Origin of the sequence: Rhodoferax sp., from assembly GCF_034519335.1 — a bacterium.
Lineage (GTDB): Bacteria > Pseudomonadota > Gammaproteobacteria > Burkholderiales > Burkholderiaceae_C > Allorhodoferax.
The window spans coordinates 1-12,479 of the sequence record NZ_JAXHOL010000020.1; the positions used below are offsets into that span (position 1 = coordinate 1).

Here is a 12,479-nt window from a genome sequence, read left to right on the forward strand (position 1 = left end):
ATGCTGGCTGGACCGGCGTCCGGGCGGCTGGCCATGGCTGGCGTTGCTGGCCGAGCCTGCTTTGCCAGAGGCGGCGGGCGGGACGCGGGCTGTGCGCGGCGAAGGGCGCAAGGCCAGCCAGCTGCGCAAGTTCATCGCGGCCAAGGGGTTTCGCCAGCCCGAAGAGGTCATCGCGGAAATGGCGGGCCTCGATCGGCGCGATGCCCTGTTCGAGGGCGCATGGGCCGACACCGAGCGTGCCCTGGTGGCGGCGCAGGACGGGGCTACGGCCTACAAGGGCGCGCCGGTGGCCCCGTCGATGCGTGATCGGCTGGAAACCTTCAAGTTCTTCTACAGCATGCGCCTGCGCGCCGCCGAGGCGCTGCTGCCCTACGGTCTGGGCAAGGTCACGCCGGACGTGGCGCAGGCGGCAGCGGTGCAGATCGTCATGCCGGGCGGTCAGGGCGTGCAGCAGGCAAGCCCCAAGGGTCCGGATCAGGCGCGCGATGTGACGCCAAGCGCGCGTCGGATGGCCCCGCCACCGATGCCATGGCAAACCCAAGCAAATCAAGGGCTTAGCGATGGCGATGCCGCGCCGATTGCCGCCGACATTCGGACGGATGACGCAACATGATGATTTCATTGAACAATCACACCCCAAAACACCAGATGCAAAATCTAGGGCGCGTTCGGACGCCAGCCGCCACCGGCCCCGCGACCCCACCCCCCCTGTTTGCCCTGACAGGCCGATCCGCCCCGTTTGACCCACCGGGGGGGGCCCGCGCCCCACACTCTCTCCCTGGCTGTGTGAGGCCTGTTCACATTTCGGCCCAGACCGAGGTTGGCACATGACCGCGAAAATTTCAGCGCGCCAATGGGGTTGGGGGGGGCTGTGCCTGTCATCGCCTGAATTGGGGCGGGGCGCGTCGGGTGCCGTGGGTGCGGGGGATGACCCGCTGGCAGGCGTGATGGACATGGGGGCAGTGGACGCTGTCCGCAGTCTGCGCGGCAATTTCGCAGAAGGCAATATGCCATCGGTGGCCGATTTCGCCTTTCCGGGCCCGGTGGCCGAGGCCTATTTTTGGGACGACAGTTTTGTCGTTGGTATTCAGGGCCCTGTTGGCAGCGGCAAAACCACCACCAAAATGAAGCGCAAGCTGCGGCGCGCGATTATGATGCCACAATCTTACATTGATGAAGAGCGGCATTACAAAGTTTTATTTGTCCGCGAAAACTATCGCCAACTGTGGTCATCGGTTATCCCGTCATACCTGGAAACCTACCCGCGCAATCTGGGCGACTGGGTGGGTGGCCGAGGTGCGCCGGTGCAGCATACCATCAGATTTGAAGATGTTGAAAACGGCGGTTTTATAAACTGGACCGCCGAATTCATGGCCTTTGGCGACAACGTGGCTAATTCCATGCGCGGCACGCAGGTGACCGACCTGGACATCAGCGAGGCCGACACCAACCCCGTCGATACGCTGACCTTTGGTGCGGGCCGGATCATGCGTTACCCCGGACGGCAGCACTTTCAAACTTATCACCCGCGCTTTCTGTCCTATGGCCAGATCGATTGCGATTTCAACGCGCCCGATGAGGACAATTGGACGTTCAAGGTGTTTCATGATGCCGCCGGCCGCGCCGAGTTGCAGGAAACGCTGACCCGCACCCGCAATATGGGCCTTGCCGATCAGCACATGACCCCGGAAGAAATCGCCACCATGCCTCCGGTCAGTGTGAATTTCTACCGCCAGCCGGGTTATGGCGAGCCGGGCGTGGAAAACCTGCAGAACCTGCTGCCGGGCTTCTATGAACAGCAGATCGCCATCAACAAACTGTCAGGCAAGTCCGATGTGACCTCGCGAATGGTCTATAACCGGACCACGTATCTGCGGGCGGGTGATCCGGTGTTCGTGCGTGAATTCAATGCGCGCATCCACGTGGCGGCCGAGACGATTGCGCTGGAACCGGGTGTGCCCTTGCGCCTTGGGTTTGACCAGGGCTTCAAGGGCGCCGCGGTCATCGCGCAATTCGTGCCCCCGTTCCACTGGCGTTTTCTGGCCGAGCTGCATTTCCCCAATGAGCGCCTGATGGCCGTGACATTCGGACAGCGGCTGGCCGATCTGCTGGCCAGCACCCGGTTTGCCAATGCCCGGATCGAGGCCGCCTGGGGCGATATGGCGGGCGAGGCAGGTGCATCGGCGGGCGCAGATGAAAACGCGACCTGGAACAGGCTGGTGGGCCAGACCATCGGCGTGCGGGTGCGCCCGCAGCGCATCGGCACCAACCGGTTGCAGCCACGGCTTGAGGCGGTGCGCGCGGGCCTCGAATTCATGCACGCAGGCCAGCCGGGGCTGATCATCGACCCTGCATGCAAGTTCCTGCGCCGGGGTTTCGAGGCGCGGTATGTCTGGACGGATGAAATCGACAGCAGCGGCGACAAGCGCAAGGTGCCGGACAAGCGCCTGACCGAGGCCAACGTGATGGATGCGCTGCAATACCTGATGCTGTCCGAGGGCCTGCCATCGGGCCTGTCAAAATTCAGCTTTCCCGGCCTGCCGCGCAATGACGGCCGGGCCGATCAGAACGACGGGCGGCCCATGCGGGGCGGCCAGATGCCTGCCGGTGGGCTGATCACCGGTTACGACGTGATGAACCCCTATGGAGATTGAGATCATGAGCAAGGCCAAACCAGACGCCACGCCGGACGTGGATGAAGCGACGGCAGCACAGGCTGAGGCGGATGCCCCAGCTGAGGCGGATGCCCCAGCTGAGGCGGATGCCCCGCGGCGGATGCCCCAGCTGACGGCGGATGCCCCAGCGGCGGCGGATGCCCAAGCGGCGGCAGCACAGGCTGAGGCGGATGCCCCAGCGGCGGCGGATGCCCCAGCGGCGGCGGCAGCAGGCTGAGGCGGATGCCCCAGCGGCGGCGGATGCCCAAGCGGCGGCAGCACAGGCTGAGGCGGATGCCCCAGCGGCGGCGGATGCCCCAGCGGCGGCGGATGCCCAAGCGGCGGCAGATGCAGAACCGGTTGAGCGTGAAAAGCTGACCATGCTGGCCGGGCTGATCGCTGATCTGAACGTCACTGGCCACCGCCCGGCGCTGATTTCAGAATTGCAGGACAGCCATGGGCTGCAGCTGTATGCCGACGCGGCCACCGGCCTGTTTGTGGCCGATATGGCGGGGATCAAGATCGATCCGGCGGAAAGTCATGAGGTTGCGCTGGCCAACTGGGCCAATGCCGCCCGCCGCCTGTGCCATGAGGTTTGATCTGGCATGATCACGCTGCGCCCCTATGAGGACTATGCCGCATGGGCCGTCTTTCGCGCCCTCGATGTCCATGACCACATGGAAGCCGAGGCCGTGCGGGGCGCATCTGCAACGTCGCTTGCGCTGTTCGCCGATTGGCGGGTGGCCCAAGCCCACGGCCTTCTGTCGGTGGTTGCCCATGCCGGGCCTGCCCAGCGGCCCTTTGCGGTGGTGACCATGGGCCACACTGGCCAGAAGGGCGTGGCCGAGGCTGCCATGCTGGCCTGTGATCATGCGCGCCACGCCTGCGCGCTGGCCCGGCTGGCCATCATCATGCGGCGCGGCCTGCCCCGGTATGCGACCGACAGCGGGATCACCCGCATCGAGGCGCGCAGCTGGGCCGCACATCCGACCGCGGCGCGTCTGCTGACCGCCATCGGATTTACCCATGAATGCGACATGCCCGGCTTTGGGCGTGCCGGAGAGGCAATGTTTCGCCAGTTTGCCTGGAATGCCCCCGCCCCTACTGCCCACCCCACCCCCATCGCGGCTGCACACGCGACCCAACCCGGAGAAAGCCCATGTGCGTGAGAAAACCCAAAGCCCCGCGTCCCGTGCAGGTCGCGGCCTATGACAACCAGGAGGCCCTTGCGCAGGGCGACATCGAGGCCACCCTTCGCCGCCGCCGCCGGGGTGTCGCCGCCAACATCCTGACCGGTGCCACCGGCATTCCCAGCACCCCAACCATGGGGGGGCCGGCCCAATGACCGTGATGACATCGATGGACGCGCATGACACCCGCGCAGAGCAAGATCAGCGCCGCTGGGACGAGCTGAAAACCGACCGGGCCGAGCATGAACAGATGTGGGAAAACATCGCCCGCCTGTTTCGCCCGCAGCGGGGCGGGTTTGGTCTGTCAAACCCTGCTGACCGCCGCCATGAAAAGCCGCTGTCATCGGCCCCGATCCACGCGCAGAACAACTTTGCAGCGGGTCTGTATGACACATTGAGCAACCCGGCCAACCAATGGGGCGGGCTGGAAACCAACGACCCCGATGACCAGCAAAACCACGAGCACAAGCTGTGGCTGGATGACACCGCATCCCGCATTCTGGCCAGTTTCGCAGCCGTCAGTCAGGCACGTTTTACACATCAGTGCAGCAGATTTATGCCGATGTGGCCGCGTTCGGAAATGCCGCCCAGTATGACGAGGTGATCACCGCCGAACGCCGCATCCTGGATGTAACCGTGTCCCTGTCGGAAATCGTTTATGACATCGACGGTCATGGCCGGGTGTGCGACGTGGTGCGGCGGTTCATGCTGACGCCCCAGCAGGCGGTCGACATGTTCCAGGGCGCGTCATCGCTGCCGCCCAAGCTGGTGGACATGGCCGAAAAACAGGACCGCACCAAGTATGCGTTCTTTCACCGTGTCGGCAAAAACAGCATGTACAGCAAAGGCAAGCTTGGCCCGGCCGGAAAGGCGTGGTTTTCGCGCTATAGCTGCGAAATCGACTGCACCCTGATCCGGGTCAGCGGTTACGACGACATGCCGTTCTATGCCCCCCGCTGGGATGTGGATACCGGGCACATTTATGGCACCGGGCCTGCGTTCAACGCGCTGGCATCGGCCCGCGTGCACAACCGGATGACTGATGCCACGATCCGGGCGGCACAGCGCGCGGCCGACCCCACCATCCTTGCCCCCGACAAAGGCGACTGGCCGCTGAACGGGCTGATCCAGCCCGGCAAGGTGGTTTATGGCGCGATCAACCCGATGAACGGGCAGACCATGCTGCGCCCGCTGGATGTGACGGGCGGGTTCAACCTGACCTTGCAGGAACGCCAGAACGTGATGGAGGAAATCCGCGATGCGTTTCATTACAGCCTGATGTCACTGTCGGGCCGCACCGGCATGACCGCCACCGAAGTGATGGCCATCACCGAAGAACGCCAGCGCCTGTGGGCCCCGCATCAGGGCCGCCTGCAGGAGGAATATCTGGCGCCCAAGTTTGCCCGGCGGTTTCAGCTGCTGTTCAAGGCAGGCCAGTTGCGCCCGCCGCCCCCCGGCCTTGCGGGCAAGGAATTGCGGGTGACCTACCGATCGGCCGCCGCCGCCGCACAGCGTTCGACCGAGGGCAACGTGGCCCTGCGCATCTTGCAGGACATCGCGCCACTGGCCCAGATGTCACCCGAGGCGGCACAGCGGCTGGCCGACAGGCTTGATCCCGACGGCACGCTGGAAGTGCTGATGGACGCCCGCGGCGCACCGGCCCGGATGATGCGGTCGCGCGAAGATGCCGATGCGCGCGCGCAGGCGCGGGCCGAGGCGCAACAGCAGATACAGCAGATGCAGGCAATGCAGCAAGGTGCCGGTGTGATCAAGGATATGGCCGGGGCCGAGGCGGCGCTGGCCGGTGCGCAGGGAGGTGTGGCGTGAGCAAGGTTCGAACAACTGGCGCGGTTTTTGCTTGCCGAAGAAGCTGGGTTGCTGCAAAATCCAGACCAAAAGCGACTCCGCCGTGCCGGTGTTATGTTGAGTGGCGGCTTTCCACGGCTGGAAGCGGGTGTTTACGCAGCTTAAAAGCCTGCAAGGAAGCACATTGGAACTTTCCGTGAAAGCAATGGGTGATGCCCAGCGCCAGTCTGTTACTTGATGGATCGTCGCGGCATCATGATCTGGCACCCCCTGACTATCCTGCAGGCGATCTTCCCATCCGAGGCCCGGCGCGAGCTGGCGCGGGTGGCGGATCGTTGGCGCAAGGCTGCCAATACCACCCCGGCGCTGGCCGAAGATCTGATCCGGCTGGGCGAGGTGATCGCCCCGCAGCCCGCCCGCCTGAACGAGGGCTATCCGACGCCCGCCCTGCCTGATGCCATCCAGCTGGCCTATGCCGCCGGGCGGCGTGACATGGCGCTGCAACTGCTGGCCCTGATGAACCTGACCGCATCCCAAACCCATGCCCTGATGAAGGAACAAAGCTATGACGATGAGTGATATCCTGCGCGCCCGCCGCACCTTTGCTGCCGAAGTGGAAGGCGCGCCAGCGGCCGCACCTGCTGCCGAAGCTGCGCCCGTCGCGCCAGCGCCTGCGCCTGCTGCCCCGGCAGGCGATGCGCCTGCTGGCCCGAAGTGGTGGGAAACCGATACCTATGATGCGCCAAAGCGCGGCTATCTGACGGCCAAGGGGCTAACTCTTGATGATCCGCTGGCCACTATCCCGAAGCTGATTGATATTGCCGCCAATGCCGAAAAGCGCATCGGCAAAGGGCTTGACACGATCATCGACCGCCCGACCAAGGATCAGCCCTATGCCGAATGGGTCGCCGCCAACCGCGCCGCACTTGGCCTGCCCACAGACGAAAAGGGCTATACCGTCACCCCGCCGGAAAACTGGCCCAAGGACATGCCCTGGGATACCGGGCTGGAGGCCAGCGCCAAGGCCATTGCCGTCAAATACGGGATCCCGCCGGCTGCGCTGCAGGAACTGACCAACCTGCAGGCCGCCAGCGCGATGGCCATCAACGGCGAGGTGCAGGCGGCCCAAAGCAAGGCCAGCACCGAGCTGATGGCCGATCTGCAAAAGGACTGGGGGCTGCAGACCGACGCCAAAATCACGCTGGCCAAGCAGGCAGCACAAATGGTGGCCGAAAAGGCGGGCCTCGATATGACCGCGCTAGGCAACCTGTCCGAGGTGCTGATGGACAAGATCGGCGATGCCAACACCTTGCGGTTCATGGCGGCCATCGGTGGCATGATGTCGGATGATCCGGCCGTGGGGCTGGGAAAGCCGGGGTCCATGACCATGACCCCCGCCGAGGCGCGCCAGCAACTGGCCAGCATGCGCGCGCCGGAGGGCGAGTATTACAAGGCGACCGCCACCAACGACCGCGCCGCCATTGCACGCCTGCAACCAAGGCTGGATCACCTGACCCGCATTGCCGCTGGCGGCTGACCCACAGCCAAAACCACCTGTCAAGTGAAAAAATATGCCCTCCACCCCGTGTGGCGGGCATATTTTGTGCCTGACCCCCGGTTGACAGGCAAGGGAAGGTGTGTGCTTTCTGACCACTGACGGACAACCCGGTGCAGATCGGGTCCAGATGACAGCAGGAAAGCACTGCCGCCAAGACGGGCGCATGGCCGCGACGGCCAGACCGTCAGGACGGGTCCGCAAGGGCAACCCTTCCGAAAACGCACAAGCAATCGTGATTTTTCAGGAAAGGGAGAGGGCCAATGCCCTATGTCCAGAACGTCGAACAACTTAACAAAACGAACTATGCTGACAACGTCATCATGGTCGCGCAACAGATGAAAGACCCGCTGATTGGCGCGGTCACTGTCGTGCCCGTCAGTGGTGAAGCAGTGCGGGTGGCCGATCTGATCAACGCCAAAAGATATGGCCGTCAGTCGCTGCGCAGCCGTGTGAACGGCGAAAACCCGACTACCGCCACCGCCCGCTGGCTGGTAATGCCCGAGGAAGAGATTTTTTCGGCGCAATACATCGACAAAGCCGACAAGTGGAAAATGGCAAACGATCCCACGTCGAATTTCATGAAGGCCGATGTCGCGGCCGTGACGCGCGGTTACACCGATACGGTTATGGGGCTGCAGGAAACCGACACCGGCACCTATGAGGTTGCCTATGGTGGCCTTCTGGGTATCGCCCGTGAAGGCAAGTCACCCGGCGTGGGCACGCCGCTGCCTGCCGGTCAAATCCTTGCTGCTGCTGGCCTTGGCCTGACCCTCGACAAGCTGCGCACTGCCCGCAAGATGATGAAAATCGCCAACTTTGGCATCGATCAGGTCATGGACCCGCTGTATGGCGCGATCACCCCGGAACAAGAAGATAACCTGCTCGGCATCGCCGCGGCATCCGGTGCAAACCTGAACACGTTCGAGATCGAGCAGCTGAAGGAAGGCAAGCCGACGCGCCTGCTGGGCATCACCTGGATCGTGACCAACCGTCTGCCGAAAGCGGCCAATATCCGCACCTGCGTGTTGTGGTCCAAGGCCAACATCATCGTTGGCGAATGGGAACCGATAAACGGGCAGATGTGGCCTGACCCCCATGTCAACAACCTGCCCTATATCAAGACCTGCACCACGATCGATGCCGTGCGCGCACAGGACAAGGGTGTTGTCGCCATCCTGTGCCAGGAGCCCTGATCCCTGATCCTGCTGGTGCCACTGTCATAGTGGCCCCGGTTTTCCCCAACCATCATTGAGAGGAACAGGACATGCCTGTTGTCAACGTCAACTCTGATATCGCCGGCCCGAACACGGGCGTCGATCCGGCCAAACAGCGCGGTCGCCCCTTTGCCGCCACAGGTAGTGTGGCCAATGGCGCCACCGACAGCATCGGGTCGAAATATCTGATCTGCAGGGTGCCATCCGAGGCTATTCTGGACACGCGCACCTTTTTCAAGGTCGATACCTGGGGGTTCGCCAACATCCGCATCGGCACGTTCACCGATCCGGCCGCATTGGTCAGCCAGACCAGGGCGCTGGAAGCCGTCGCAACCCCCGTGGATGTCGGTGATGCCAAACACGGCATGCCGTTCTGGCAGGCCTGCGGCATGGCGGCCGATCCGGGCGGCGAAATCGCCGTCTACATGCACGGTCTTGTGGCAGACGCCACCGCCGCTGGCACCTGCCGGTTCGAAGTCCACTACCGCCACCGCTGACGCGCGCCGCGTTGCAAAGACAACAGCCGGGGCGGCGATACGCCCCGGCGTCCTTAGCGCCCCCAAGGTGACCGCCCATGCCATCCGTGATTTCAGCATCGACCGTGGTGGCACAGGCGTGGCGGTTCATGGAACTGTCCCCGATCAGCAGCTTTGACGATGACACCGAACAGGCCCGGTCCGCCGCCGAGCAATACCCGAATGCCCTAGCCCAGTGCCTTGCCCTGTCGGACTGGTCATTCGCATCGCAACTGGCGATGCTGCCTGCCGCCGCCTTGCCCGTAAACAACGTCACAGACCCCGACCTGCCCTATTTCTTTCAGGCCCCGTCCGACATGATCCGCATGCGCGAAGTAGGGGATGCCTGCACCGTCTGGCGGCTGGACCGTGACGGGCTGCGCACCGATAGCCCCGGGCCGATCCGCATCCGGTACACCGCAACCGTGACAAACGAGGCTATCCTGCCCGCCAGTTTCCAGACCGCCGTGGCGCTGAAGCTTGCGCTGCTTCTGGGCCCGCGCTGGCTGGGCACGCAGTCCAAGCTGGCGGACCTGTCCCGTCGGTTCGAGATGGAAATCGCCACCGCCAAAAAGAACGACGCCCGCAGCGCCAGTGCGGTCCGCTATGACGCCGGTGCCGGCGCGGGCGGCGACTGGTCAAACCACAGCACCTGGTAGGAACCTTGCCCCATGGCCAACGCAATTTACCCGAAATGGAAAGAGGCGATCATGCAGGCCGCCGCCAACAGCAGTCTTGGCGGCACGGTCAAAGCGGCGCTGGTCGATACTGGCACCTACACCTACAGCGCGGCGCATGAATTTCAGTCGTCATTGACGGGTGTCATTGGCACGCCGCAGACGCTGGCCAGCAAGACCTATGTGAATGGCACATTTGATGCCGCTGATGTCACAGTGCCAGCCGTCACCGGGTCCACCGCCGAGGCCATCGTGATCTACATCGATACCGGCACGCCCGCCACATCGCGCCTTGTCCTGTATCTGGATACCAGCGTGACCGGCCTGCCCGTGACGCCAAACGGCGGTGATATCAACATTGCCTGGAACGCCTCCGGCATCTTCCGGCTAGGGGCCTGATCTGTGGCCATTCAGGAAAAAACCCTGACTTTCGCCTTTGACATGCTGCCCACGCTGGCAGATGCGACGGTTGGGAACCCTGACCCAAAGGAACGACGATTTAAGTTCCCGAGGGCCAGCCGACCTTTTTGTCAGTCTTCGCGAGAGGTCGGCTTTTCAGGATCAGGTCACGGCCACAGGTGGCACGATTCAAGAGCATCGCGTCGGCCTGCGTCTGGGCGCGGCGGCGGCGGCGCCTGTCTGGATCATGTCGAGTGTAGACGTTCGCCATCGGCATGCCGCCGAAAACCTGCCGGGAGGTGATCGGCCCAGTCGATTTAACGGCGCGGAGCAGCGCCAACTGGACCGGGGCGAAGCATGACGTGCGATGGGGAGCGATGCGTTGACCAGACCACGGGCACGACGCGCTGGGCATAGTAGGCCAGAGCCATGATCCTGACCGTGACCTACACCCGCGACGACACCGCAGCAGCAACGCACGAGGCCGAGAACGGCCAAGATCGAACTGCAAGTCTGGTCCGCATCCGCTGCCCACAACCCGCCACCTGCTTGCCACCGATCAAATTCCGCAAACTGAGCTGGCGCGGGCGAGGCATGTTCCCCGAAAATGGCGTGGTCATCCGTGACTGGTTTTGGATGATCGAGGGCAATGAGAAGTGTGGCGGGGGGAAGTCGCCGACAGCGATACATGGCAGTCATCATGTAAGAGGGACGCGGCGAGCACCTTCACGACACGCAGGAAGCGGCGCTGGCGCACGGACGAGGTTCTGTCGGTTTATCTGAAAGCCTGCGTACGTGCCGGACCCGCGACGACTTACCTTAACCTGCAACTGTGGTCCAGTCACAGCGGCCGTTTCCAACCACGTCGTGGTGACGCTGTATGTGACCTATGAGTTCACCCTTTCGGACGCACGCGACCGCGGGTAACATTCCGTGCTGTTGCCTTTGAAATCGTGTCGCCCATGGGGCGCTGCCAACATAACTGCCAAAGCCAGCCGGATGGGGCGCGCCGCGCGGCTTATCTGCTGCAAGAACCCGGCACGATTGAATTGAAACTGTCGTCGGTGCGGCTGAACTGGTTTTCTAACGCCAGCGTCAGCGCGTTGAACCTGCGGGGTGGGCGCGCAGGCATATCGGACCCTATGCGCTGATCGCTGGTGTAGTTGGCGGCATGTTTTCGGTGCAGCAGAGGTTTGACGCCGCATCAAGAAACCCAGGCGCAGGGGGGTTGCGTTGGCGCGGGGCCGCATTGCGCTTGTGGTGGACGCGCATATACCACCCGCTTACAGCCTACGAAATAACTACCGTCGGCGGACCTATACTGCTGAACTACAGAAGTGACGTTCCCGCGCGCGGGGGTCGGCGCGGCGGCGCCACACGGTATTAAAACATACGCGGCCGTGGGACGCCCTTGCGCTGGTTACGTTGTCGAAACCCCGGTTTTGGCTTTTACGATCACGCCCGCAAACTACTGGCTGAGCGCAGCCGGGTTCTGCCTGACATCGTGGCAAACGATTGGTGCAAACGCCGTGAACTTTGCCATGCCTTTGCTGGCCGGGGAGGGGGCAGGTGCAGGGTATGCCGCTATCTATTACCCGATGCTTATCTTTGCGATTCGCCGAACTGGGATGCAGGTCAACTATGGACGGATGCCCGGGACGTATTCAAGCGGTGTCCTCAGGACGCGGACACCAGGCGGAGCCAAACCATTGTTAGGCAGCGCGTGTTTATCGGCTCTATTCGCCGGGAGCCGCACGATCCGGAATCTATGCGGCGGTCACGCTGCACAGCTATGACGTGGAGTGTGGCGGGGAACTTCACACTGAACAACGCAGCGCTGCCGACCGACCTAGAGCTGGTTCTTGCCTCAACTGGCGAGGTGATGCGGCGAGAAACCAAGGCGGCGGGCGTCGTCTCTTTCAATTTCACCGTCTATGACAGCACCGAACACTATTATGTGTCTGGCTATCAGGTTGGCACCCATGTCGGGCGATCTGCCGCCGGGGCTTGCCGCATGGGTTTCGATTTCGGGCTTCGCAATCCGGCCGGTGGGTTTGGTGTTTGCCCTTTCGTCGGGCGGTGTGGCGCAAACGATAACCCCGTCCCTGTTCACGGCTGCTGACGGGTTCTTTGCGCCGACCGTGACGCCCGCAGCCCGTGACGCTGGCCCTTCCGCGTGTTCACCCGCTGACGGGTTCTTTGCGCCGACCGTGACGCCCGCAGCCGTGACGCTGGCCCCGCCGCTGTTCACCGCTGCTGACGGGTTCTTTGCGCCGACCGTGACGCCCGCAGCCGTGACGCTGGCCCCGCCGCTGTTCACCGCTGCTGACGGGTTCTTTGCGCCGACCGTGACGCCCAGCAGCCGTGACGCGGTGGCCCCCCCGCCGGGAGCGCCGGCGGCGGGTTCTACGAGCCAACCGTGACGCCCGGCAGCCGTGACGCTGGCCCCGCCGCTTTATTCACCGC

General features: G+C 63.6%; 16 protein-coding genes. All 16 read left to right on the top strand.

Features of this window, described 5'->3' with window-relative positions:
• On the top strand, positions 1-613 hold a 613-nt coding region (locus tag U5O12_RS08190), incomplete at its 5' end, for a hypothetical protein (RefSeq protein WP_322578156.1).
• A 214-nt stretch (positions 614-827) separates the two neighbouring features.
• Positions 828-2,654: a hypothetical protein gene (locus U5O12_RS08195; protein WP_322578157.1), complete on the top strand. Its 1,827-nt coding sequence runs from the start codon at positions 828-830 to the stop codon at positions 2,652-2,654.
• 4 nt (positions 2,655-2,658) lie between these two features.
• Positions 2,659-2,892 carry a hypothetical protein gene (locus U5O12_RS08200; protein WP_322578158.1) on the top strand — a complete coding sequence of 78 codons (234 nt, stop codon included), beginning with the start codon at positions 2,659-2,661 and terminating at the stop codon, positions 2,890-2,892.
• The gene (locus U5O12_RS08205) at positions 2,864-3,253 is read left to right on the top strand and encodes a hypothetical protein (protein WP_322578159.1); all 390 of its coding nucleotides are present in this window, start codon (positions 2,864-2,866) and stop codon (positions 3,251-3,253) included. The genes U5O12_RS08200 and U5O12_RS08205 overlap by 29 nt, the downstream gene beginning before the upstream one ends.
• Before the next feature lie 6 nt (positions 3,254-3,259).
• Positions 3,260-3,823 carry a hypothetical protein gene (locus U5O12_RS08210; RefSeq protein ID WP_322578160.1) on the top strand — a complete coding sequence of 188 codons (564 nt, stop codon included), beginning with the start codon at positions 3,260-3,262 and terminating at the stop codon, positions 3,821-3,823.
• Positions 3,814-3,999, top strand: a complete 186-nt coding sequence (locus U5O12_RS08215; RefSeq protein WP_322578161.1) for a hypothetical protein — start codon at positions 3,814-3,816, stop codon at positions 3,997-3,999. The genes U5O12_RS08210 and U5O12_RS08215 overlap by 10 nt, the downstream gene beginning before the upstream one ends.
• Before the next feature lie 5 nt (positions 4,000-4,004).
• Positions 4,005-4,448 (top strand): portal protein, encoded by a 444-nt coding sequence (locus U5O12_RS08220; protein ID WP_322578162.1) that lies wholly within the window; start codon positions 4,005-4,007, stop codon positions 4,446-4,448.
• Entirely contained in the window at positions 4,388-5,671 is a 1,284-nt protein-coding gene (locus tag U5O12_RS08225) for a portal protein (RefSeq protein ID WP_322578163.1), read from the top strand. Before U5O12_RS08220 ends, U5O12_RS08225 begins: the two co-directional genes overlap by 61 nt.
• Positions 5,672-5,905: 234 nt before the next feature.
• The gene (locus tag U5O12_RS08230; protein ID WP_322578164.1) at positions 5,906-6,229 is read left to right on the top strand and encodes a hypothetical protein; all 324 of its coding nucleotides are present in this window, start codon (positions 5,906-5,908) and stop codon (positions 6,227-6,229) included.
• Positions 6,216-7,187, top strand: coding sequence for a hypothetical protein (locus tag U5O12_RS08235; protein ID WP_322578165.1), 972 nt, complete (start codon positions 6,216-6,218; stop codon positions 7,185-7,187). Before U5O12_RS08230 ends, U5O12_RS08235 begins: the two co-directional genes overlap by 14 nt.
• Before the next feature lie 281 nt (positions 7,188-7,468).
• Positions 7,469-8,401, top strand: coding sequence for a phage capsid protein (locus U5O12_RS08240; RefSeq protein WP_322578166.1), 933 nt, complete (start codon positions 7,469-7,471; stop codon positions 8,399-8,401).
• A 71-nt stretch (positions 8,402-8,472) separates the two neighbouring features.
• Positions 8,473-8,919, top strand: coding sequence for a hypothetical protein (locus U5O12_RS08245; protein WP_322578167.1), 447 nt, complete (start codon positions 8,473-8,475; stop codon positions 8,917-8,919).
• Between the two features lie 128 nt (positions 8,920-9,047).
• Complete coding sequence (locus tag U5O12_RS08250; protein WP_322578168.1) at positions 9,048-9,596, top strand: hypothetical protein; 549 nt, start codon at positions 9,048-9,050, stop codon at positions 9,594-9,596.
• Between the two features lie 12 nt (positions 9,597-9,608).
• Positions 9,609-10,013, top strand: coding sequence for a hypothetical protein (locus U5O12_RS08255; protein WP_322578169.1), 405 nt, complete (start codon positions 9,609-9,611; stop codon positions 10,011-10,013).
• Between the two features lie 1,792 nt (positions 10,014-11,805).
• A complete protein-coding gene (locus U5O12_RS08260; RefSeq protein ID WP_322578170.1) occupies positions 11,806-12,135 on the top strand; it encodes a hypothetical protein in 330 nt (109 codons plus the stop codon).
• Entirely contained in the window at positions 12,095-12,436 is a 342-nt protein-coding gene (locus U5O12_RS08265; RefSeq protein ID WP_322578171.1) for a hypothetical protein, read from the top strand. The genes U5O12_RS08260 and U5O12_RS08265 overlap by 41 nt, the downstream gene beginning before the upstream one ends.
• Positions 12,437-12,479 lie beyond the last annotated feature (43 nt).

What these genes read in the sequence shown, in the direction of transcription:
- U5O12_RS08195 (WP_322578157.1), top strand. Translation starts at nt 828, where the DNA reads ATGACCGCGAAAATTTCAGCGCGCCAATGGGGTTGGGGGGGGCTGTGC.
- U5O12_RS08200 (WP_322578158.1), top strand. Translation starts at nt 2,659, where the DNA reads ATGAGCAAGGCCAAACCAGACGCCACGCCGGACGTGGATGAAGCGACG.
- U5O12_RS08205 (WP_322578159.1), top strand. Translation starts at nt 2,864, where the DNA reads ATGCCCCAGCGGCGGCGGCAGCAGGCTGAGGCGGATGCCCCAGCGGCG.
- U5O12_RS08210 (WP_322578160.1), top strand. Translation starts at nt 3,260, where the DNA reads ATGATCACGCTGCGCCCCTATGAGGACTATGCCGCATGGGCCGTCTTT.
- U5O12_RS08215 (WP_322578161.1), top strand. Translation starts at nt 3,814, where the DNA reads ATGTGCGTGAGAAAACCCAAAGCCCCGCGTCCCGTGCAGGTCGCGGCC.
- U5O12_RS08220 (WP_322578162.1), top strand. Translation starts at nt 4,005, where the DNA reads ATGACATCGATGGACGCGCATGACACCCGCGCAGAGCAAGATCAGCGC.
- U5O12_RS08230 (WP_322578164.1), top strand. Translation starts at nt 5,906, where the DNA reads ATGATCTGGCACCCCCTGACTATCCTGCAGGCGATCTTCCCATCCGAG.
- U5O12_RS08235 (WP_322578165.1), top strand. Translation starts at nt 6,216, where the DNA reads ATGACGATGAGTGATATCCTGCGCGCCCGCCGCACCTTTGCTGCCGAA.
- U5O12_RS08240 (WP_322578166.1), top strand. Translation starts at nt 7,469, where the DNA reads ATGCCCTATGTCCAGAACGTCGAACAACTTAACAAAACGAACTATGCT.
- U5O12_RS08245 (WP_322578167.1), top strand. Translation starts at nt 8,473, where the DNA reads ATGCCTGTTGTCAACGTCAACTCTGATATCGCCGGCCCGAACACGGGC.
- U5O12_RS08250 (WP_322578168.1), top strand. Translation starts at nt 9,048, where the DNA reads ATGGAACTGTCCCCGATCAGCAGCTTTGACGATGACACCGAACAGGCC.
- U5O12_RS08255 (WP_322578169.1), top strand. Translation starts at nt 9,609, where the DNA reads ATGGCCAACGCAATTTACCCGAAATGGAAAGAGGCGATCATGCAGGCC.
- U5O12_RS08260 (WP_322578170.1), top strand. Translation starts at nt 11,806, where the DNA reads ATGACGTGGAGTGTGGCGGGGAACTTCACACTGAACAACGCAGCGCTG.